The sequence below is a fragment of the Sphingomonas sp. 2R-10 genome, from assembly GCF_030062225.1.
GTDB lineage: Bacteria > Pseudomonadota > Alphaproteobacteria > Sphingomonadales > Sphingomonadaceae > Sphingomonas.
The window spans coordinates 43844-62735 of record NZ_JASCXF010000027.1; the positions used below are offsets into that span (position 1 = coordinate 43844).

Below are 18892 nucleotides of genomic sequence, written 5' to 3' on the forward strand. Positions count from 1 at the left end.
TACCCGAGCGCCGGTATCTGCCGAAAGGGTTCGATACTCCCTCAGGACCAGCGCACGCGCGTGCGATCCGGCCCTAAGGGCGGCTAAGTCGTAGCAGTCGGGCGTTCGCGCAGACCATGGCGCGTCTGTGGGGAAAAGCGGTCCGAAAGTCCATAGGCGAGGGGCGTCGATACCGGTTGGTAACGAAGCCCGCTGTATCGACAGTGGTTTGGCGGGTTTCCGATGAGGCGATGATGTTGCAGCTGATCTATGTAAGCACGGCCCGCACCGGTGCGACGATCGATCTTGCCCGGATACTGGCGAGTTCGCGGCGCAACAACCGCCGCGACGGCATCACCGGATTGCTGCACCACCGCGGCCGCCGGTTCCTGCAGGCGCTGGAAGGGGAGGCGGCGCACGTCGAGGCGGCCTATGCGCGCATCGCCGCCGATCCGCGGCACCATGCGATGGTCGTGCTGTCCCGGCGCGAGGTCGCGACGCGCGAGTTCGGCGACTGGGCGATGGCCGCCGACGACGGCACGGGCAGCATCGTCGCACAGGTCGCGACGCTGGTCGAAGGTGCCGCGCCCAGCGTGCGCGGCACCTTCGAAGGGTTCGCGGCGATGCGCGCGGCCTGAACCCCGCGCACCGACCGGCGTTACGCCGCGACGAACGCGGCGTTGATCGTCAGGTCGACCTTGTCCGACACGACCGGCACGGCCATGCCGAGCCCGAACTCGCTGCGATTGATCGATCCCGTCGCGGTGAAGCCGACATTCTTCTTCTTGTTCATCGGGTTCTCGCCCGCGCCCACGAAGCGCATGGTCAGTTGCACCGGCTTCGTCTGGCCCTTGATCGTCAGGTTGCCGTTCATCATCCAATGATCGCCCATCGGCTGGATGCGGGTCGACACGAACTTCGCGGTCGGGTTGTTGGCGACGTCGAAGAAATCCTTCGACTTCAGATGCTCGGCGAATTGCGGGCTGGTGACGGTCAGCGACCTGGCGATGTCGAAATCGATCGCGACCTTGCTGGCCGCCGGGTTCTTCGGATCGATCGTCGCGGTACCGCCAGTTGCACCGAACAGGCCGTCCAGCATCGAGAAGCCCATATGGTTCACGCGCCAGTGGACCTGGGTATGCGCGGTATCGACGGTGTAGGTGCCGGCGGTGACGCGGGCCTTGTCGGGGGCGCCGGGCAGCTGGGCGACGGTCGGGGCGGCGACCGCGAACAGGGCGGCGGCGAGGATCAGGGGCGTGCGCATGGGTGTGGCTCTCCGGTTGAGGCGAAGTCGGGATGCCGCCGTTGTCGGAGGTGCCACGCTTCGGGTCAAATACCGGATGCGAAACGGTTGGTTTCGGTTTCGGTGCCGTGGGGTGGGGGCATATTGCCGCCCGCCCGTCGGTCGCGGCAAAGCCGCGCCCCGAGGGGCGGGCTTTGTCGCGCCGGCCGGTCCAAAAGCTGTCGAGTGCAGCGGCCTCGCCGCTGCGCTCCGTCAGTTTTTGGACTGGTCCACCAGCTTATTCGCCCCGATCCACGGCATCATCGCCCGCAGCTCGCTGCCGGTCTTTTCGATCGGGTGCGCCGCCGCCTGCTTGCGCGCCGCCTTCAGCTCGGGCTGTCCGGCACGGTTGTCGAGGACGAAATTGCGGACGAAGCGGCCCGACTGAATGTCGGCCAGCACGCGCTTCATTTCCTTCTTGGTCTCGTCGGTGATGATCCGCGGACCCGTCACGATGTCGCCATACTCGGCGGTGTTCGAGATCGAATAGCGCATGTTGGCGATGCCGCCCTCATACAGCAGGTCGACGATCAGCTTGGTTTCGTGGAGGCATTCGAAATATGCCATTTCCGGCGCATACCCGGCCTCGACCAGCGTTTCGAACCCGGCCTGGATCAGGTGGGTGATGCCGCCGCACAGCACGGCCTGCTCGCCGAACAGGTCGGTTTCGCATTCCTCGCGGAAGTTCGTCTCGATGATGCCCGAACGTCCGCCGCCGACGCCGCTGGCATAGGCGAGCGCGATGTCGTGCGCGTTGCCCGACGCGTCCTGATGGATCGCGACGAGGCACGGCACGCCGCCGCCCTTCACATATTCGCTGCGCACGGTGTGGCCGGGGCCCTTGGGCGCGATCATGATGACGTCGACGTCGGCGCGCGGCTCGATCAGCCCGAAATGGACGTTCAGGCCGTGGGCGAAGGCGAGTGCCGCACCCGGCTTCAGGTTCGCATGGATATCGTCGGCATAGATCGCCGCCTGATGCTCGTCGGGCGCGAGGATCATCAGGATGTCGGCCCATGCCGCGGCTTCGGCGTTCGGCATCACCTTGAAGCCCGCGCCCTCCGCCTTGGCGGCGCTCGCCGATCCCGGACGCAGCGCGATCGCGACGTTCTTCACGCCCGAATCACGCAGGTTCTGCGCATGGGCATGGCCCTGCGAACCATAGCCGAGGATCGCGATCTTCTTGTCCGAGATCAGGTTCAGATCGGCATCGCGATCGTAATAGACACGCATGTGGGGTTCCCTTTCGAAAGTTGCGTCACCCCAGCGAAGGCTGGGGTCTCCGTCCGCAAGCGCGGGGTCCGTGGAAAGAGACTCCAGCCTTCGCTGGAGTGACGGAGTACGGCGAATAGATTTCAGGCGGCCTCTCGTCCGCGGGCGATGGCGGCGATGCCGGTGCGAGCGACCTCGACTAGACCGACTTCGGCCATCAATTCGGTGAACTTGTCGATCTTTTCGATCGATCCCGTCACCTCGAACACGAAGCTCGATACCGTCGCATCGACCACGCGCGCGCGATAGACTTCGGCCAGTCGCAGCGCCTCGATCCGGTGCTCGCCGGTGCCGACGACCTTGACCAGCGCCAGCTCGCGCTCGACATGCGCGCCCTGCACCGTCAGGTCGATGACCTTGTGGACCGGCACCAGCCGGTCGAGCTGGGCGATGATCTGTTCCATCACCGGCGGTGATGCGCTGGTGACGATGGTGATGCGGCTGACCGCCTTGTCGGCGGTGATCTCCGACACGGTCAGGCTCTCGATATTATAGCCCCGCCCGGAAAATAGCCCGGCGATACGCGCGAGGATGCCGGGTTCGTTGTCGACGAGCACGGCCAGCGTGTGCCGTTCGGTCTGTTCGGTCTTGATGTGCATGTTCGTCCCTGTTCCTCCCCGGAACGGGGAGGGGGACCAAGCGCAGCTTGGTGGAGGGGGACCCCCACACAGCGTGTCGCTTGGGGAAATCCCCCTCCACCGCTCTGCGAGCGGTCCCCCTCCCCGCGGAGCGGGGAGGATCTAAGTTTTACACCAGCGCCTTCGCCTCGTCGTCCATCTCGCCCGAGACTTCGTTCGCCTGCAGGATCATGTCGGTATGCGCCGCTCCGCTAGGGATCATCGGGAAGCAGTTGGCGAGCTTCGCCACCATGCAGTCGACCATCACCGGCCCGTCATGGTCGAGCATCGCCTGAATCCCCGCGTCCAGCTGGTCCGGCCCCTCGATGCGGATGCCCTTCCAGCCATAAGCCTCGGCCAGCTTCACGAAATCGGGCAGCGAGTCCGAATAGCTGTTCGAATAGCGCGACGAATAGGTCAGCTCCTGCCACTGGCGGACCATGCCCATATATTCGTTGTTCAGGATGAACACCTTCACCGGCAGGCGATATTGCGTCGCCGTCGCCAGCTCCTGGATGTTCATCTGGATCGACGCCTCGCCGGCGATGTCGATGCACAGCGCGCCCGGATTGCCCAGCTGCGCGCCGATCGCGGCGGGCAGGCCATAGCCCATCGTGCCCAGACCGCCGCTGGTCAGCCACTTGTTCGGCGCCTCGAACCCGAAATGCTGCGCGGCCCACATCTGGTGCTGGCCGACCTCGGTCGACACGATCGGCGCGCGATGCTTGGTCGCCTCGTACAGCGCGCGGACGGCACGCTGCGGCATGATCTCGTTGCCGCCTTCGGGAAAGTCGAGGCAGCGCCTCGCGCGCCAGCCATCGATCTTCGACCACCATTCGGTCAGGTCGGGTTTGGGATGCTGGCGCGATTTCCACACGCGCACCATGTCCTCCATCGCGTGACCGGCATCGGCGATGATGCCCAGGTCGGCACGGACGATCTTGTTCACGCTCGACCGGTCGATATCGATATGGACCTTGCGGCTGCGCGGGGAAAAGGCGTCGAGCCGCCCCGTCACCCGGTCGTCGAAGCGCGCGCCGATGGCGACGACCAGATCGGCCTCGTTCATCGCCATGTTCGCTTCGTAGGTGCCGTGCATCCCCAGCATGCCCAGCCATTGCGAGCTGGACGCGGGCAGCGCGCCCAGACCCATCAGCGTCGAGGTGACCGGCGCGCCGGTGACGCGCGCCAGTTCGCGCAACAGCTGCGATGCCGCCGGACCCGAATTGATGATGCCGCCGCCGGTATAGAGCACCGGACGTTCGGCGGCCGCCAGCATGTCGACGACCTGCTCGATCTGGGCACGATCGGCCTTCACCTTGGGGCGATAGGTCTTGTGCTGGATCGGGCCGGGCCTGGTATAGCGGGCGGTCGCAACCTGCACGTCCTTGGGGATGTCGACCACGACCGGGCCGGGACGGCCGGCGGTGGCGATATGGAACGCCTCGTGGATGACATGGCCCAGCTTGGCCGGGTCCTTCACCAGATAGTTGTGCTTGCAGCAGTGGCGCGTGATGCCGACGGTATCGGCCTCCTGAAACGCGTCGGTGCCGATCAGCGCGGTCGGAACCTGCCCGGTGATGACGATCATCGGAATCGAATCGAGCAGCGCGTCGGTGATGCCGGTGATCGCGTTGGTCGCACCCGGTCCCGACGTGACCAGCACGACGCCGGGCTTGCCGGTCGAACGGGCATAGCCCTCCGCCGCATGCGTTGCCGCCTGTTCGTGCCGGACGAGGATGTGCTTGATCCGGCTGTGTTCGAACAGCGCGTCGTAGATCGGCAGCACCGCGCCGCCGGGATAGCCGAATACGACTTCCACACCGAGGTCGACGAGGGCCTCGACCAAAATGGCGGCTCCACTCTTCTCGGGCATGGGTCTTCACTCCTCAATATCTCGCAGGCGCGATAGCACCGTTGGAACGGCGTCGCTAGTCGCAGCAAATATGCGTGTCAACCATCATTGGCGTAATAAAGTGTCGAATATGGTCGACAATGCGCATGTTTCGGTTTCGCTGGTGCGAAGCCAGCCGGCCGGTGGCTGGTTGCGGAACCACGTATACTGCCGTTTCGCATATTGCCGCGTTGCGAAACGCGCCGTGGCAAGCGCCTCCGCCCGGGTTGTGGCACCCTCCTGCCATGCCGCGATCTCACCCACGCCGATCGCGCGCCGCACCGGCGCATCGGGCGCGATGTCGTCGCGGGCGAGCAGCGCGGCGACTTCCTCGACCGCGCCGCCGTCGAACATTTCCGCCAGTCGCCGGTCGCAGCGTTCGGTCAGCCAGTCGCGATCGGGCAGCAGGACCATCGCCGACAGCGCGATGCGATCGCCGATGCCGCCGCTGCGGTCACGCTGCCAGTCGGCCAGCGTCCGGCCAGTCGACCGCACCACCTCCAGCGCGCGCGTGACCCGGGTCGTATCGGCCGGGTTCAGGCGCGCGGCGGCGGCCGGGTCAAGCCGGTGCAGCATCGCCGCCGCCTGTTCCAGCGGCAGCGCGCGGACCTCGGTCCGGATAGCGGGATCGATGTCGGGCACCGGCGCGATCCCGTCGATCAGCGTGCGCAGATACAGGCCGGTGCCGCCGACCAGTACCGGCAGCTTGCCCGCGGCATGGGCGGCGTCGATCGCGACCGTCGCGTCCTTTGCCCATGCGGCGGCGGAATAGCTGTCCGCGCCGTCGACATGGCCGAACAGGCGATGCGGTGCCTGCGCTTCTTCCTCCGGTGCGGGGCGGGCCGACAGCACGCGCAGGTCGCGATACACCTGTGCGCTGTCGGCGTTGACGACCACGCCGTCATGTCCTCGCGCGATCGCGACCGCCAGCGCGGACTTGCCGCTGGCGGTCGGGCCTGCGATGAGCGCGACCCTCGGACGGTCAGGAGAATTCGCCATGTTCATCGCCACGCTGATAGCAGCCGAATCGATCGCCGCGGGCGATATTTCCGCCGCCGCCGATCGCCTCGACACGGCGGGTTGCCTGATCGAGGGCTGGACGTGGCTCGACGAAGGCCGTGCCGCCGATATCCGTTTCGCGACGGACCCCGACGCGGCGCGCGCCGCGATCGAAGGGCAGTTTCCCCGCACCGATATCGCCGTTCAGCCCGCGGCGGACCGCGAGAAGAAGCTGCTGGTCGCCGACATGGATTCGACGATGATTACCGTCGAATGTATCGACGAACTGGCCGACTATGCCGGGATCAAGCCACAGATCGCCGAGGTGACCGAACGTGCGATGCGCGGCGAACTCGACTTCGCTTCGGCACTCGATGCGCGCGTCGCGCTGCTGGAGGGGCTGGAGGAAGGCGCGATCCAGCGCTGTCTCGACGAGCGGGTCAAGCTGATGCCCGGCGCGAAGACGCTCATCCGGACGATGCGCGCGCGGGGTGCGACGACGATCCTCGTCTCGGGCGGCTTCACCCGCTTCGCCGAGCCGGTCGGCCACGAACTCGGTTTCCACCGGATGATCGCCAACCGCCTGCTGATCGAGGACGGCCGGCTGACCGGCAAGGTGCGCAAGCCGATCGTCGATGCGACGACCAAGGAAGTGACGTTGCTGGCGGCGATCGACGAACTGGGCATCGATCCGGCGGCGACGCTGGCGGTCGGCGACGGGGCCAACGACCTGCCGATGATCCGCCGCGCTGGCCTGGGCATCGCCTATCACGCCAAGCCGATCGTGGCTGCCGAGGCCGGGGTGCGGATCGACCACACCGATTTGACCGCCCTGCTATATATACAGGGGATCGCGCGCGCCGACTGGGCGACGGGCTGATCGTTTCAGCGCTTCATCGGGACGCAGGTCGTCGGGCGGATCGCCGCGCAGGCGCGGCTGGCTTCCGCGCTCGACGCGAACGGCCCGACCTGTAGCCGGGTGACGCCGCCGGCCTGCTCGTAATAGGGCTGGCGACCGGCGAACTTGCCCGCGACGCTGCTCCACAGGCGACGGGCGTTGCCGCCGTCCTTGAATGCGCCCAACTGCACCCGCCACCCGCCGTCGCGCACCGGTGCCGGTTTGGCGACGGGAGCGGGGGCCGGACGGGGCGTCGGGATCGGCCTGGCGACGGGCGTCGCCACCGCGCGGGGCGTCGGCACAGGCTGGACACTCGCCAGCGCCGGACGGCCGGCGTCGCGCTCGAGGTCGCGGGCCATCGCCAGCGCCGCCTGCCGGTCGGGCAGCGGGACGTAGCGGTCCATCTCCGCCAGCGTCGCCGACGCCTGCGGCAGCCCCGCCGACGACGCGCGCGTCATCAGCGCATAGGCCCGCCGCCAGTCCTTGGGCACCGCATCGCCGTTGAACAGCATCGTGCCAAGGACAAATTGGCTCCGCGCTTCCCCCCGCTGCGACGATTTCTCCAGCCATTTCACCGCCTCGGCGCGCTTGCCGTTCTGGAACAGGATCAGGCCGTAATTGTCCTCCGCCTGCCGGTGCCCCTGCTGCGCGGCACGGGCATACCATAGTTCCGCCTGCGCCATGTCCATCGGCACGCCCCGGCCCAGCTTGTATGCCTGCCCCAGATTGAACTGCGCATCGGCATCACCGGCAACGGCTGGTTGCTGCCATTCGCGCACCGCTGTAGCCCAGTCGCCACGCGCCCACGCATCGACCCCGGCCTTCACGTCCGCCATCGCCGCCGTCGACAGCATCGCGCCGGCCAGCGCCAGCCCAACCACACCGCGCATCGAATTCCCCTTTGCGTCTCAGGACTTCTTCCTATCAGCGGTTCACGATGTTCGGAAAGCCTTTCGCGCGCGGGCAAGCATGGACGCCGCGTTAACCGCTTCTTATCCGACGCCGTGTCATGCCGTCCCGGGATTTACGGGGAGACGACGGCGCAATGCGCGTACTGGCGGTGGCATCGCAAAAGGGTGGTTCGGGCAAGACGACCTTGTCCGGGCATCTGGCCGTGCAGGCCGAACGCGCCGGTGCCGGGCCGGTCGTGATGGTCGATATCGACCCGCAGGGATCGCTGGCCGACTGGTGGAACGCACGGGTGACCGACGAACCGGCCTTCGCGCAGACGATGGTCGCGCGGCTGGCCGCCGATCTGGAGACGCTGCGCGCGCACGGGTTCAAGCTGGCCGTGATCGACACGCCGCCGGCGATCACCATGGCGATCCAGAGCGTGATCGCCGTCGCCGAACTGATCGTCGTGCCGACGCGGCCCAGCCCGCACGACCTGCGCGCGGTCGGCGCCACCGTCGACCTGTGCGACCGTGCCGGCAAGCCGCTGGTTTTCGTCGTGAACGCCGCGACGCCGGGTGCGCGCATCACGACCGAAGCGACGATGGCATTGTCGCAGCACGGTACGGTCGCGCCGGTCATCATCCACCACCGCGTCGATTTCGCGTCGTCGATGGTCGACGGCCGCACCGTCATGGAGATCGATCCGTCCTCGAAGTCGAGCGCGGAGATCGAGGGGCTGTGGAGCTATATCCAGGACCGGCTGGAAAAGAATTTCCGTCGCACGGTCTTCGCCGTACCGACCCTGCCCGGCGCGACCCGCGTCGCCGCCGGCGGTTTCGGCCGCCGGGGGCAGGGGGGCGGCGCATGACGACGCAGCGTCCCCCGGCATCGATCGATTCGGCCCTGCTGGCGCGCAAGGGCGAGGCGCGCCCGGCGATGCGGCCGCACGGCACGGGTCCGACCGGCGACGGCGACGATCTCGGCTGGAACGATCTGGGCGATGCCCGCCCGGCGGTATTGCGCGACCGTGCGAAGCTGCAGGCGCTGCCCTCGGGACCGCCCGGCGAGACGATCCAGCTGACGCTCGACGCCGACCGGATGCTGCGGCTGCGGCTGGCGGCGACGGTCCGCGACATTTCCCCGGAAGCGTTCGTGCGCGAGGCGCTCGACCACTTCCTGCCATCGACCTCCGACATCGCGGCGCTCGTTCAGCGCCTCGCCCCCGACGGGGCAGCAAAGGGCAAGCCATGAAGACGCATCTGCTGGTATCGATCGGCCTCGCCACGGCCATGCTGGGCGGTTCGCTCGCGCTGGTCGCGGGCGGCACGGTCGCGGTCGCATCATCGGAGGACGGCGCGGCAGGCAAGTTCGCGGGCAAGGCGCTGCAGGCGCTGGCGAAGCACCGCCCGGCACAGGCGGTGACGTTCGCGGAACAGGCCGTGGCGCTGTCGCCGCGCGACGCGACCTATCGTTCGCTGCTGGGACGCGCATACCTTGCCGCCGGCCGGTTCGCGTCGGCGACGCAGGCGTTCAGCGACGTGCTGGCGCTCGATCCGACCGATGCGAAGGCGGCGCTGAACCTTGCGCTGGCGCAGACCGCCACCGGCGAATGGGTCGCGGCGCGCGACACGCTGACCGCACATTCGGCACGGATTTCGCCGGCGGATCGCGGCCTCGCCCTCGCGCTGGCCGGCGATCCGGCGGGCGGCATCGCGCTGCTCAGCGAAGCGGCGCGCGATCCGGCGGCGACCGCGACGATCCGCCAGAACCTCGCGCTCGCGCTGGCGCTCGACGGGCGCTGGGTCGATGCGCGGACGGTGGCGTCGGTCGACATGGCGCCGGCACAGGTCGACCAGCGGCTGGTGGAATGGGCGGCGTTCGCGCGCCCCGAACACGCCGCGCAACAGGTCGCCGCGCTGCTCGGCGTCACGCCTGCGCCCGATCGCGGCCAGCCGGTCCAGCTTGCCCTCTCCGCGCCGGCAGCGCCCGTCGCGCTGGCGCAGGCCGACCCGGTCCCTGACGTACCCGCCGCCGTGGTCCCGGTCGAACCGGTCGTCGATACCCCGATCGTCCCCGCCGTGCCCGCCCCGGTCCGGCTGGCGGCGACCGTCCGCCCGGCGATCACCTTTGCCCCGCGCCGCGAGATCGTGCAGGCATTGCCGGCCAGCTATCTGCGACAGGCGCCCGTGCGCATGGCCGCCCGCGCCCGTGCCACGGCGGCGCCCGCGGCACAGGCTGCCACCGGCGGCAACTATTACGTCCAGCTCGGCGCGTTCGACAATGCCGCCGTCGCGCGCGACGCGTGGCGCCGGATGCGCCGCAACGTACCGCGCCTCTCCGCGCTGACGCCGCAGGGCATGCAGGCCAGCATCCGCGGGGCGAGCTTCTATCGCCTGTCGGTCGGCGGGCTCGCCCGCGCCGATGCTGCGACGCTGTGCGGCAGCGTGCGGGCAAAGGGCGATCGCTGCTTCGTGCGCACCCATGCCGGCGAACAGCTGGCAAGCTGGGCCCGTCCCGAGCGCCTCGCCGCGCGCTGACCCCTTTCCCGAGCCTCTCCCAGGAGGAGGCGGCGCGTTCCCGTTACAGGAACGCGCCGCCCTTTATCACCCGGACCGCGCGGCCCTGTACCGGCAGGCCGTCGAACGGCGTGTTCGCCGCCTTGCCCGCCAGCGCATCGGCGCGGACCTGCCACGGTGCGTCCCGGTCGATGACGATCAGGTCGGCGGGTGTGCCGGACGCAAGCGTCCCCGAATCGAGCCCGAGCAGCCGCGCCGGGTTGTACGCCAGCAGCGCGAACAGCCGGTCGAGCCCGATCAGCCCGTCGCGCACCAGCCCCAACCCCATCGGCAGCAGCGTTTCCGCCCCCGCCATGCCCGGTTCCGAATCGGCGAAGGGCAGGCGCTTCGCCTCCGGTCCGCGCGGATCGTGCCCCGAACACAGCACGTCGATCGTCCCGTCGGCGATCGCGGCACGCGCCGCCTGCCGGTCGCTCTCGCTGCGCAGGGGGGGCGAGAGGTGCGCGAACGTCCGGAAATCGCTCATCGCGATATCTGACAGGTACAGATGCGCCGGGGTGATGCCGCAGGTGACGCGGACGCCGCGCCGCTTGGCCGCACGGATCAGGTCGAAGCCGGCGGCGGTCGTCACCTGCCGGAAATGGAGCCGTGCGCCGGTATCCTCGGCCAGCATCACGTCGCGCGCGATCGCCAGCGCCTCCGCCATGGCCGGCGCGGCGGGCAGGCCGAGGCGGGTCGCGGTCTCGCCCGCCGTCGCCACCGCATCGCCGGCAAGGCCGCCATCCTCGGCATGCGCGACGACGACGAGGTCGCAGTCGCGGGCATAGGCCAGCACCTTGCGCATCACGCCGCTGTCGGCGATCCACCGCCGCCCGGTCGCCACTGCCACCGCGCCCGCTTCGACGTTGATCGCCATTTCGGCGAGGTCGGTACCGCGCAGGCCCTGCGTCGCCGCCGACAGCGGATGGATCCAGATATCGGGCTTGCCCATATGCGCGGCCCGAGCGACGATGCCGGGATCGTCGAGCACCGGCGCCTGATCGGGCATCAGCCCGACGCGGACAATCCCGCCCGCGCGACAGGCGGCGGCATCGATGCCGAACACGCCCAGATCGACGATCGCCGGGGCGATCAGCTTGCCCGCGATATCGATCGTCTTCGCATCGCCCGCCGCCGCGTTGACGATCATGTCGCCATCGACGAACAGGTCCTGCCGCGTCACGCCACCGGTCGGGCAGACCAGCGTCCCGCCGGTGAAGATCATGCTCATGCCCATCCCTCCACGCCGCGGCTGCGCCGGGTCAGCACGTCGAGGCACGCCATGCGCACCGCGACGCCCATCTCGACCTGTTCGGTGATCGTCGATCGTTCGGGATCGTCGGCGACGTCACTGGTGATCTCGATTCCCCGGTTCATCGGGCCGGGATGCATCACGATCGCATGGGGTTCGGCCCGCTTCAGCCGATCGCGCGTCAGGCCGTAGCGCAGGTGATATTCGCGCGTCGACGGAATGAAACCGCCGTTCATCCGCTCATTCTGCAACCGCAGCATCATGACCACATCGGCCCCTTCGAGCGCGGCGTCGAAATCGGTGAAGGGGGTGACGCCCATCGATTCGATCGCCTGCGGCATCAGCGTCGCGGGCGCGACCACCCGGACCTCGGCGGCAAGCGTGATCAGCGCGAGAATGTTCGACCGCGCAACGCGGCTGTGCAGGATGTCGCCGCAGATTACGACGCGTTTGTGGGCGATTTCGCCGAGTCGGCGGCGGATAGTCAACGCGTCGAGCAGCGCCTGGGTCGGGTGTTCGTGCCAGCCGTCGCCCGCGTTCAGCACCGGGCAGTCGACCTTGTCGGCGATCAGCTGCACCGCGCCCGACGATCCGTGGCGGATGACGATCACGTCGGCGCGCATCGCGTTCAGCGTCACCGCCGTATCGATCAGCGTCTCGCCCTTCTTCACGCTCGACTGGCCGGCATACATGTTGACGACGTCGGCGCCCAGCCGCTTGCCGGCGATCTCGAACGACAGCAGCGTGCGGGTGCTGTTCTCGAAAAAGGCGTTGATCTGCGTCACGCCGTCCAGCCGGTGGTCGCCGGGACCCCGGCTGCGATTGGCGTCGATCCATTGTTCCGCCTCGTCGAGCAGGAACAGGATCTCATGGGGCTGCAACCCCTCGATCCCGGTCAGGTGCCGATGCGGAAAGACGGCGCCGCCATCGATCATGGCGGCGGGGCGGTGGTCTGAAATAGGCATCGAGGCGACCGGTTAGGCTGCGGCGCGCGCTCGCGCAAGCTCAGCCGAGCGGGACGCTGACCAGTGCGTCGATCGCGCCTTGCAGGATATAGGCGGCGGCCAGCTTGTCGACCCGCTCGGCCCGCTTGGCGCGGCTCAGATCCTCGGCGATCATCTGTCGCTCGACCGCGACCGTCGACCAGCGTTCGTCCCACAGGAAGATCGGCAGGCCGGTGTCGTCGAGGTTGCGGGCGAACGCGCGGACCGATTGCGTGCGCGGCGAATCGGTGCCGTCCATGTTGAGCGGCAGGCCGAGGACGATGCCGCGCACCGATTGCTGGCGGATCAGCGTCGTCAACTGCGCCTTGTCGGCGGTGAATTTCGTGCGGGTCACCAGCACGGCGGGGCTGGCGAAGCTCCATCCGGCGTCACACAGCGCGGTCCCGATCGTCCTGGTCCCGACGTCCAGCCCGATCAGCCGCCCGCCATCGGGCAGCGCATCGCGAAAGGCGGTGCGGTCTTCGGTAATCATCGTTTCTCCCACGCCGCCAGCCGGCGCAGCGCGTCGGCGCGGACATTCGCCCAGAACAGGCTGTAGTCATAGACATGCCAGTTGTTGCCCGGCAGCACGAACGGGCCAAGGTCGGGCGGATTGTCGCCGATCAGCAGGAAACCGCGCGGATCGCAGCGCGCCGGGACCAGGCCGGGCGTCATCGTCGCGCTCTCCAGCGACTGGTCGGGGATCAGCGTGCCTGCATTGGCACTGGCGGGCGCCGCGCCGCCGGCGGTGCCGGTCAACGGGTTGGTGCACACCATCGGCGTGCCGTTGCGCGGTCGGCCGTCGAACCCGGTCGACGCATCATATTGCTCGACGATCAGCGTCGGGTCCGCCGGTTCGGCGAAACTCTGCCACGACAGCAGACAGCCGGCCTGATCGGCGGCGGTGCATTGGGCCATGCCGAGCGCCGTGAGGTCGGTCGCCTTCGACACCGGCCAGCCGACGACATAGGCGGCGACGATCCGCCGGGCGATCGGGGTGCCCGCCACCTTCTCGCGCAGCAGGCGCGTCAGGTGCAGGGCGCCCTGGCTGTGGCCGGCAAGGATGATCGGGCGTTTCGGATCGGCTTCGGCGAGAAACCGGTCGAACGCCGCCGCGACGTCGCGATAGGCGAGGTCGAGCGCCTGGGTCGCGGCGGCTTCGCCGGTCAGGAACGCGCCGAACGTCGCCTGGCGATAGCGCGGCGCCCATACCCGCCCGGCGGCGCTGAACGCGCTCGCCTGTCCGCGCAGGAACACCTGCGCCCGGCCATTGGTCTCGCCATCGTCCAGCGCCGCGTTCCAGCGGTCGGTGCCGACGAACGAGGTCGGATGGATGAAGAAGATTTCCGCGTCGCCCGGCGCGCCCCGCTCCACGCCCGGCGGCAACCAGTCGACCGGCGTGTTCGTCAGCCCCGGCCGCGCGAACCACATCGCGCGATCGGCATAGGCATTGGCCGGCATCGCCGGCTCGGCCCGGAACGCGACGCTGGGCACCATCGCCCGCCTGAGCAGGTCGTTGCCGAACAGCGCATAGACCACGCCGCCGACGATCACGAGCACGATCAGCGTCGCCACCACGTACAGGAATTTGCGCGCCAATCGTCTCTCCGTCGCTCGTACCGGCTCTTGGTGGGCGAAGCGCCGCGTCCACGCAACCGCTTTGCGGGTGCTTGTGGGGGGCGGGCGGGGATGCTAGCCGCCATGCCATGTCCGTCGAACCTGCAACCGTCAAACGCGTGGCCGGCCTTGCCCGCATCGCGATCACCGACGCCGAGGCCGAAAGGCTGGCGCCCGAACTCGGCAACATCCTCGGCTGGATCGAGCAGCTGGGCGAGGTCGATACCCAAGGGGTCGAACCGATGACCGCCGTCATCCCCAACCATCTGCGCCTGCGCGACGACGTCGTCACCGATGGCGACGTCCGCTTGGCGGTGCTCGCCAATGCGCCGCAGGGCGAACACGGCTTTTTCACCGTTCCGAAAGTGATCGAATAGTGTCGAACCTGACCGACCTTGGCGTCGCCGCGATCCGCGACGGCGTGCGCGGCGGCGAATTTTCCGCGCGCGACGTCGCCGATGCGTTCATCGGCGACGTCGCCGCCGCGAAGCCGCTCAACGCCTTCCTCGTCGAAACCCCCGACCACGCCATCGCCGCCGCGAAGGTCGCCGACGACGCGCGCGCGGCGGGCGAGACGCTGAAACCGCTGGCGGGCGTCCCGATCGGCATGAAGGACCTGTTCTGCACGCAGGGGGTCGAGACGACGGCGGCAAGCGGCATCCTGAAAGGGTTCGTGCCGCAATATGAATCGACCGTGTCGGGCAATCTGTGGAATGCCGGCGCGGGGATGCTGGGCAAGCTGAACCTCGACCAGTTCGCGATGGGGTCCTCCAACGAAACCAGCGCGTTCGGCAACGTCGTTTCGCCATGGCGGCGGCAGGGCGACACCGCGCCGATGGCGCCGGGTGGGTCGTCGGGCGGGTCGTCGGCGGCGATTGCCGCGCGGCTGTGCCCGGCGGCGACCGGCACCGACACCGGCGGCTCGATCCGTCAGCCCGCCGCCTTCGTCGGCATCACCGGCATCAAGCCGACCTATGGCCGCTGCTCGCGCTACGGCGTCGTCGCCTTCGCCTCCTCGCTCGATCAGGCGGGGCCGATGGCGCGCGACGTGCGCGACTGCGCAATCATGCTGGAGGCGATGGCCGGGTTCGATCCGAAGGATTCGACCTCGCTCGACCTGCCCGTGCCGGCATGGGAAGCGGGGCTGGACGCCAGCATGGCGGGCAAGCGCGTCGGCATCCCGAAGGAATACCGCGTCGATGACATGCCGCCCGAAATCGAGGCGCTGTGGCAGCAGGGCATCGACTGGATGCGCGACGCCGGTGCGGAGATCGTCGAAGTGTCGCTGCCGCACACGCGATATGCGCTGCCTGCATATTACATCATTGCACCCGCCGAGGCATCGTCGAACCTCGCCCGCTATGACGGCGTGCGCTTCGGCCAGCGCGTTCTGCCCGATGGCGCGGGCCTGCAGGACATGTACGCCGCGACCCGCGCCGCCGGTTTCGGCGACGAGGTGAAGCGCCGGATCATGATTGGCACCTATGTGCTCTCGGCCGGCTTCTACGACGCCTATTATACGCAGGCGCAGAAGGTGCGGTCGCTGATCGCCCGCGACTTCGAACGGGCGTGGGAACAATGCGACGTGCTGCTGACCCCGACCGCACCGTCGGCGGCGTTCGCGTTGGGCGAAAAGAGCGCCGATCCGATCGCGATGTACCTGAACGACGTCTTCACCGTGCCCTCGAGCCTCGCCGGCCTGCCCGCGATGAGCGTCCCGGGCGGGGTCGACAAGGACGGGCTGCCGCTGGGGTTGCAGATCATTGGCAAGCCGCTCGACGAGCAGGGCGTGCTGAATGCCGGTCTGGCGATCGAGCAGCGGGCCGGGTTCGTCGCGCGTGCGGACAGGTGGTGGTGATCGCCGAAGTCCTGATCGAGGCAATTGGAACGGTGGTCGAAGTCGCCATCGACATGTTGCCCGACGGGAAATCGAAGGCGAACGGCACGACGTCCGGGGGACCCAAGCCGGTCCCGCGGAACGAAATGGAACAGCGGCCGCCGACCGGCCCGTATGAAGAGCGATGACATGAGCGATTACCGCATCCGTGGCGCAACCGGCGACTGGGAGGTCGTGATCGGCCTCGAAGTCCATGCGCAGGTCACGTCGAACGCCAAGCTGTTCTCCGGGGCGGCTACTGCGTTCGGGGCCGAGCCCAATACGCAGGTATCGCTGGTCGATGCGGCGATGCCCGGCATGTTGCCGACGCCGAACCGCGAGTGCATTCGGCAGGCGGTGCGCACCGGCATGGCGATCGATGCGGTCATCAACAAATGGTCGCGGTTCGACCGCAAGAATTACTTCTATGCCGATCTGCCGCAGGGCTATCAGATCAGTCAGCTCTATCACCCGCTGGTCGGCGAGGGATCGGTTACGGTCGTCCTCGACGAAAAGGACCCGAACAGCCCCACCAAAACGATCGGTGTCGAGCGAATCCATGTCGAACAGGATGCCGGCAAGCTGATGCACGACCAGCATCCGACGCGTTCCTATGTCGATCTCAACCGATCGGGCGTTGCGCTGATGGAAATCGTCAGCCGGCCGGACATGACTTCGCCAGCGGAAGCAGGGGCTTATCTGTCGAAGCTGCGGTCGATTCTCCGTTATGTCGGGTCGTGCGACGGCAATATGGACCAGGGATCGATGCGCGCCGACGTCAACGTCTCGGTGCGTCGTCCGGGGGAGGAACTGGGGACGCGGACCGAGACGAAGAACGTCAATTCGGTGCGTTTCGTGATGGCCGCGATCGAATATGAGGCGAACCGGCAGGTCGCGGTGTTGGAGGATGGCGGCCGCATCGTGCAGGAAACCCGCCTGTTCGATCCGGACAAGGGCGTCACCCGGTCGATGCGATCGAAGGAAGACGCGCACGACTATCGCTACTTCCCGGATCCAGACCTGTTGCCGCTCGAACTGGACGACGCGTTTCTCGACGAATGTCGCGCGTCGTTGCCCGAATTGCCCGATGCCAAGCGCAAGCGGTACGAGGGCGAACTGGGACTGTCCGCCTACAACGCAGCAGTGCTGACCGCCGAAGTAGAAACCGCGCGCTGGTTCGAGGCGCTGCTGGCCGAATGCGGTTCGCAGGTTCCGGCAAAATCGGCCGCCAACTGGTTGATTTCAGACCTATATGGCGCGCTCAACCGGCTCGGCAAGAGCGTGACGGACAGCCCGGTATCGCCGGCGCAGGGCGCGGAACTGCTCAAGCTCGTCGCGGATGGCACGTTGTCGGGCACGCTGTCGAAGCAGGTGTTCGAGATCATGCTGGAAACCGGGCAGGGCGCGAACGCCATCGTCGAGGAACGTGGCCTCAAGCAGACCAGCGACACCGGCGCGATCGAGGCGGTGATCGCCGAGGTCATGGAAAGGAATGCCGACAAGGTCGCCGACTATCGCGGCGGCAAGGACAAGCTGTTCGGATTCTTCGTCGGGCAGACGATGAAGGCGATGGGCGGCAAGGCCAATCCCGGCGTGGTCAACGATCTGCTGAAGAAGGCGCTGGGATGATGCAGCCGACTCGGCGTGCGATGCTGGTGGCGTTGGTGCTCGCCGCACCGGCACTGGCCCAGACCCCGGCGCCGCAACCCGCGGGCGACCCATCGCTGCCGCGCGTCGCGATCGTCACGACCGCCGGCACGCTGACCGTCGAGGTGGAGACGGAGCGCGCGCCGATCACCGCCGCCAATTTTCTGCGCTATGTCGACCAGAAGCGGCTGGACGGCGTCAGCTTTTATCGCATCGTCAAGGTCGGGCCGGAGTTCGGCTTCGTCCAGTTCGGGCCGCATACCGACGCGAAGAAGATGCTGCCGCCGATCAAGCACGAACCGACGACCCGGACCGGGTTGTCGCATACCGATGGCACCCTGTCGGTCGCCCGCCTGGGTGTCGGCACGGCGCGGGGCGAATTTACGATTTCGGTCGGCGACCAACGCCGCGCACTGGATGCTGCCCCCGGCGTGCCAGGGGACGGGCAGGGCTATGCCGCGTTCGCGCGGGTGGTCGGCGGTCGCGACGTCCTGTCGAGGATACTGGAAACGCCAGTCGATCCGGTCAAAGCCAGCAACGGGGCATTCAAGGGCGAAATGCCCGCCGCGCCGGTGAAGGTCATTACCGCGCGGCGGGTTGCCGGGTAGCGGAAGGAAGCGCTGGCCGGACGATTCCACTACGAACGTCATCCCAGCGAAGGCTGGGGTCTCACGCGGCTCCTGCGCTGCCAGATAGCCGGGATATTCCAGCCTTCGCCGGAATGACGTTCGCGGTGACGAGCGGACCTTATTGTCCGTCGCCCTCCTGATTGCGGACGACCCCGCCCGATCCACCGGCGCTGTCGGGCGATACCGTCGGTTCGGTCGGTGAGGTGGCACCACTGTGGGTGCCGGCACGCTCGACGTCGCCGGTCACGCCATCCAACGCGCGTTCGATATCGCTGCGGCGGTCGGTATCGTCCTGCGGGGCGCTGTCGGGATGGGCGCTGCGATCGCGGTCGGTCATGTCAGTTCGCTCCCATGACGGGTTGGCCGGGGACGGGGGTCACGCCGGGATCGCCGCCGGGCATCGGGCTCGGCACGTCGATGTCGGGGCCGGGCACGTCGATCTCGGGCGGCGGCGCGGTCGGCTGGCCCGGCTCGGTCTGCGGCACCGGTTGTTCGGGG

Annotated in this window: 21 protein-coding genes; 10 read left to right on the plus strand and 11 right to left on the minus strand. The window is 68.2% G+C overall.

Translation table 11 applies throughout. The annotated features are described in order from the left end of the window. Positions 1 to 233 precede the first annotated feature (233 nt). The gene (locus tag QLH51_RS13415; RefSeq protein WP_125660171.1) at positions 234 to 617 is read left to right on the plus strand and encodes a BLUF domain-containing protein; all 384 of its coding nucleotides are present in this window, start codon (positions 234 to 236) and stop codon (positions 615 to 617) included. Positions 618 to 637: 20 nt separating this feature from the next. On the opposite strand, the gene QLH51_RS13420 is transcribed toward QLH51_RS13415, so the two are convergent. The 5 genes from QLH51_RS13420 to miaA form a co-directional block, all read right to left on the minus strand. Further along, positions 638 to 1243, minus strand: coding sequence for a YceI family protein (locus QLH51_RS13420; protein ID WP_125660099.1), 606 nt, complete (start codon positions 1241 to 1243; stop codon positions 638 to 640). Positions 1244 to 1474: 231 nt separating this feature from the next. Continuing rightward, positions 1475 to 2494 carry a ketol-acid reductoisomerase gene (gene ilvC, locus QLH51_RS13425; protein ID WP_125660102.1) on the minus strand — a complete coding sequence of 340 codons (1020 nt, stop codon included), beginning with the start codon at positions 2492 to 2494 and terminating at the stop codon, positions 1475 to 1477. 122 nt (positions 2495 to 2616) lie between these two features. Further along, positions 2617 to 3132 (minus strand): acetolactate synthase small subunit, encoded by a 516-nt coding sequence (ilvN, locus tag QLH51_RS13430; RefSeq protein WP_125660104.1) that lies wholly within the window; start codon positions 3130 to 3132, stop codon positions 2617 to 2619. Between the two features lie 148 nt (positions 3133 to 3280). Beyond that, the gene (locus tag QLH51_RS13435; RefSeq protein ID WP_125660107.1) at positions 3281 to 5026 is read right to left on the minus strand and encodes an acetolactate synthase 3 large subunit; all 1746 of its coding nucleotides are present in this window, start codon (positions 5024 to 5026) and stop codon (positions 3281 to 3283) included. An 84-nt stretch (positions 5027 to 5110) separates the two neighbouring features. After that, positions 5111 to 6043 carry a tRNA (adenosine(37)-N6)-dimethylallyltransferase MiaA gene (gene miaA, locus QLH51_RS13440; protein WP_125660110.1) on the minus strand — a complete coding sequence of 311 codons (933 nt, stop codon included), beginning with the start codon at positions 6041 to 6043 and terminating at the stop codon, positions 5111 to 5113. Between miaA and serB the strand changes: the two genes are divergently transcribed. After that, positions 6042 to 6923, plus strand: coding sequence for a phosphoserine phosphatase SerB (gene serB, locus QLH51_RS13445; protein ID WP_125660113.1), 882 nt, complete (start codon positions 6042 to 6044; stop codon positions 6921 to 6923). The two genes, miaA and serB, sit on opposite strands and share 2 nt — an antisense overlap. Before the next feature lie 5 nt (positions 6924 to 6928). On the opposite strand, the gene QLH51_RS13450 is transcribed toward serB, so the two are convergent. Then, positions 6929 to 7831 carry an SPOR domain-containing protein gene (locus tag QLH51_RS13450; RefSeq protein ID WP_125660116.1) on the minus strand — a complete coding sequence of 301 codons (903 nt, stop codon included), beginning with the start codon at positions 7829 to 7831 and terminating at the stop codon, positions 6929 to 6931. A 155-nt stretch (positions 7832 to 7986) separates the two neighbouring features. Here QLH51_RS13450 and QLH51_RS13455 point away from each other — a divergent pair, with 155 nt between their 5' ends. Genes QLH51_RS13455 through QLH51_RS13465 form a run of 3 tightly spaced genes read left to right on the plus strand, consistent with a single transcriptional unit; the run spans position 7987 to position 10372 of the window. Then, positions 7987 to 8703 (plus strand): AAA family ATPase, encoded by a 717-nt coding sequence (locus tag QLH51_RS13455; protein WP_125660119.1) that lies wholly within the window; start codon positions 7987 to 7989, stop codon positions 8701 to 8703. After that, positions 8700 to 9086, plus strand: coding sequence for a hypothetical protein (locus QLH51_RS13460; RefSeq protein WP_125660122.1), 387 nt, complete (start codon positions 8700 to 8702; stop codon positions 9084 to 9086). Before QLH51_RS13455 ends, QLH51_RS13460 begins: the two co-directional genes overlap by 4 nt. Next, positions 9083 to 10372, plus strand: coding sequence for an SPOR domain-containing protein (locus QLH51_RS13465; RefSeq protein WP_125660125.1), 1290 nt, complete (start codon positions 9083 to 9085; stop codon positions 10370 to 10372). Before QLH51_RS13460 ends, QLH51_RS13465 begins: the two co-directional genes overlap by 4 nt. Before the next feature lie 43 nt (positions 10373 to 10415). On the opposite strand, the gene QLH51_RS13470 is transcribed toward QLH51_RS13465, so the two are convergent. Genes QLH51_RS13470 through QLH51_RS13485 form a run of 4 tightly spaced genes read right to left on the minus strand, consistent with a single transcriptional unit; the run spans position 10416 to position 14224 of the window. After that, positions 10416 to 11621, minus strand: a complete 1206-nt coding sequence (locus tag QLH51_RS13470) for a dihydroorotase (protein WP_125660128.1) — start codon at positions 11619 to 11621, stop codon at positions 10416 to 10418. Further along, the gene (locus QLH51_RS13475) at positions 11618 to 12607 is read right to left on the minus strand and encodes an aspartate carbamoyltransferase catalytic subunit (protein ID WP_125660131.1); all 990 of its coding nucleotides are present in this window, start codon (positions 12605 to 12607) and stop codon (positions 11618 to 11620) included. Before QLH51_RS13475 ends, QLH51_RS13470 begins: the two co-directional genes overlap by 4 nt. 40 nt (positions 12608 to 12647) lie before the next feature. Next, positions 12648 to 13118: a Holliday junction resolvase RuvX gene (gene ruvX / locus QLH51_RS13480; RefSeq protein WP_125660134.1), complete on the minus strand. Its 471-nt coding sequence runs from the start codon at positions 13116 to 13118 to the stop codon at positions 12648 to 12650. After that, a complete protein-coding gene (locus tag QLH51_RS13485) occupies positions 13115 to 14224 on the minus strand; it encodes a DUF3089 domain-containing protein (protein ID WP_125660136.1) in 1110 nt (369 codons plus the stop codon). The genes ruvX and QLH51_RS13485 overlap by 4 nt, the downstream gene beginning before the upstream one ends. A gap of 107 nt (positions 14225 to 14331) precedes the next feature. Here QLH51_RS13485 and gatC point away from each other — a divergent pair, with 107 nt between their 5' ends. The 5 genes from gatC to QLH51_RS13510 are packed head-to-tail and all read left to right on the plus strand — an operon-like array spanning position 14332 to position 18373. Further along, positions 14332 to 14619 (plus strand): Asp-tRNA(Asn)/Glu-tRNA(Gln) amidotransferase subunit GatC, encoded by a 288-nt coding sequence (gene gatC / locus QLH51_RS13490; RefSeq protein WP_125660139.1) that lies wholly within the window; start codon positions 14332 to 14334, stop codon positions 14617 to 14619. Further along, positions 14619 to 16100, plus strand: coding sequence for an Asp-tRNA(Asn)/Glu-tRNA(Gln) amidotransferase subunit GatA (gatA, locus tag QLH51_RS13495; protein WP_125660142.1), 1482 nt, complete (start codon positions 14619 to 14621; stop codon positions 16098 to 16100). Before gatC ends, gatA begins: the two co-directional genes overlap by 1 nt. Then, a complete protein-coding gene (locus QLH51_RS13500) occupies positions 16097 to 16267 on the plus strand; it encodes a hypothetical protein (protein ID WP_283514621.1) in 171 nt (56 codons plus the stop codon). The genes gatA and QLH51_RS13500 overlap by 4 nt, the downstream gene beginning before the upstream one ends. Before the next feature lies 1 nt (position 16268). Next, positions 16269 to 17747: an Asp-tRNA(Asn)/Glu-tRNA(Gln) amidotransferase subunit GatB gene (gene gatB, locus QLH51_RS13505; protein WP_125660145.1), complete on the plus strand. Its 1479-nt coding sequence runs from the start codon at positions 16269 to 16271 to the stop codon at positions 17745 to 17747. Beyond that, positions 17747 to 18373 carry a peptidylprolyl isomerase gene (locus QLH51_RS13510; RefSeq protein WP_443018838.1) on the plus strand — a complete coding sequence of 209 codons (627 nt, stop codon included), beginning with the start codon at positions 17747 to 17749 and terminating at the stop codon, positions 18371 to 18373. The genes gatB and QLH51_RS13510 overlap by 1 nt, the downstream gene beginning before the upstream one ends. 139 nt (positions 18374 to 18512) lie before the next feature. On the opposite strand, the gene QLH51_RS13515 is transcribed toward QLH51_RS13510, so the two are convergent. Next, entirely contained in the window at positions 18513 to 18731 is a 219-nt protein-coding gene (locus tag QLH51_RS13515) for a hypothetical protein (RefSeq protein ID WP_125660148.1), read from the minus strand. Positions 18732 to 18892 lie beyond the last annotated feature (161 nt).

Excerpts from the sequence above, each read along its gene's own strand:
- QLH51_RS13470 (WP_125660128.1), bottom strand. The coding sequence starts at position 11,621 with ATGAGCATGATCTTCACCGGCGGGACGCTGGTCTGCCCGACCGGTGGC.
- serB (WP_125660113.1), top strand. The coding sequence starts at position 6,042 with ATGTTCATCGCCACGCTGATAGCAGCCGAATCGATCGCCGCGGGCGAT.
- QLH51_RS13455 (WP_125660119.1), top strand. The coding sequence starts at position 7,987 with ATGCGCGTACTGGCGGTGGCATCGCAAAAGGGTGGTTCGGGCAAGACG.
- ilvC (WP_125660102.1), bottom strand. The coding sequence starts at position 2,494 with ATGCGTGTCTATTACGATCGCGATGCCGATCTGAACCTGATCTCGGAC.
- QLH51_RS13435 (WP_125660107.1), bottom strand. The coding sequence starts at position 5,026 with ATGCCCGAGAAGAGTGGAGCCGCCATTTTGGTCGAGGCCCTCGTCGAC.
- QLH51_RS13475 (WP_125660131.1), bottom strand. The coding sequence starts at position 12,607 with ATGCCTATTTCAGACCACCGCCCCGCCGCCATGATCGATGGCGGCGCC.
- QLH51_RS13460 (WP_125660122.1), top strand. The coding sequence starts at position 8,700 with ATGACGACGCAGCGTCCCCCGGCATCGATCGATTCGGCCCTGCTGGCG.
- gatB (WP_125660145.1), top strand. The coding sequence starts at position 16,269 with ATGAGCGATTACCGCATCCGTGGCGCAACCGGCGACTGGGAGGTCGTG.
- QLH51_RS13510 (WP_443018838.1), top strand. The coding sequence starts at position 17,747 with ATGCAGCCGACTCGGCGTGCGATGCTGGTGGCGTTGGTGCTCGCCGCA.
- ruvX (WP_125660134.1), bottom strand. The coding sequence starts at position 13,118 with ATGATTACCGAAGACCGCACCGCCTTTCGCGATGCGCTGCCCGATGGC.
- QLH51_RS13420 (WP_125660099.1), bottom strand. The coding sequence starts at position 1,243 with ATGCGCACGCCCCTGATCCTCGCCGCCGCCCTGTTCGCGGTCGCCGCC.
- QLH51_RS13465 (WP_125660125.1), top strand. The coding sequence starts at position 9,083 with ATGAAGACGCATCTGCTGGTATCGATCGGCCTCGCCACGGCCATGCTG.
- QLH51_RS13450 (WP_125660116.1), bottom strand. The coding sequence starts at position 7,831 with ATGCGCGGTGTGGTTGGGCTGGCGCTGGCCGGCGCGATGCTGTCGACG.
- gatC (WP_125660139.1), top strand. The coding sequence starts at position 14,332 with ATGTCCGTCGAACCTGCAACCGTCAAACGCGTGGCCGGCCTTGCCCGC.
- QLH51_RS13415 (WP_125660171.1), top strand. The coding sequence starts at position 234 with ATGTTGCAGCTGATCTATGTAAGCACGGCCCGCACCGGTGCGACGATC.
- ilvN (WP_125660104.1), bottom strand. The coding sequence starts at position 3,132 with ATGCACATCAAGACCGAACAGACCGAACGGCACACGCTGGCCGTGCTC.
- miaA (WP_125660110.1), bottom strand. The coding sequence starts at position 6,043 with ATGGCGAATTCTCCTGACCGTCCGAGGGTCGCGCTCATCGCAGGCCCG.
- QLH51_RS13515 (WP_125660148.1), bottom strand. The coding sequence starts at position 18,731 with ATGACCGACCGCGATCGCAGCGCCCATCCCGACAGCGCCCCGCAGGAC.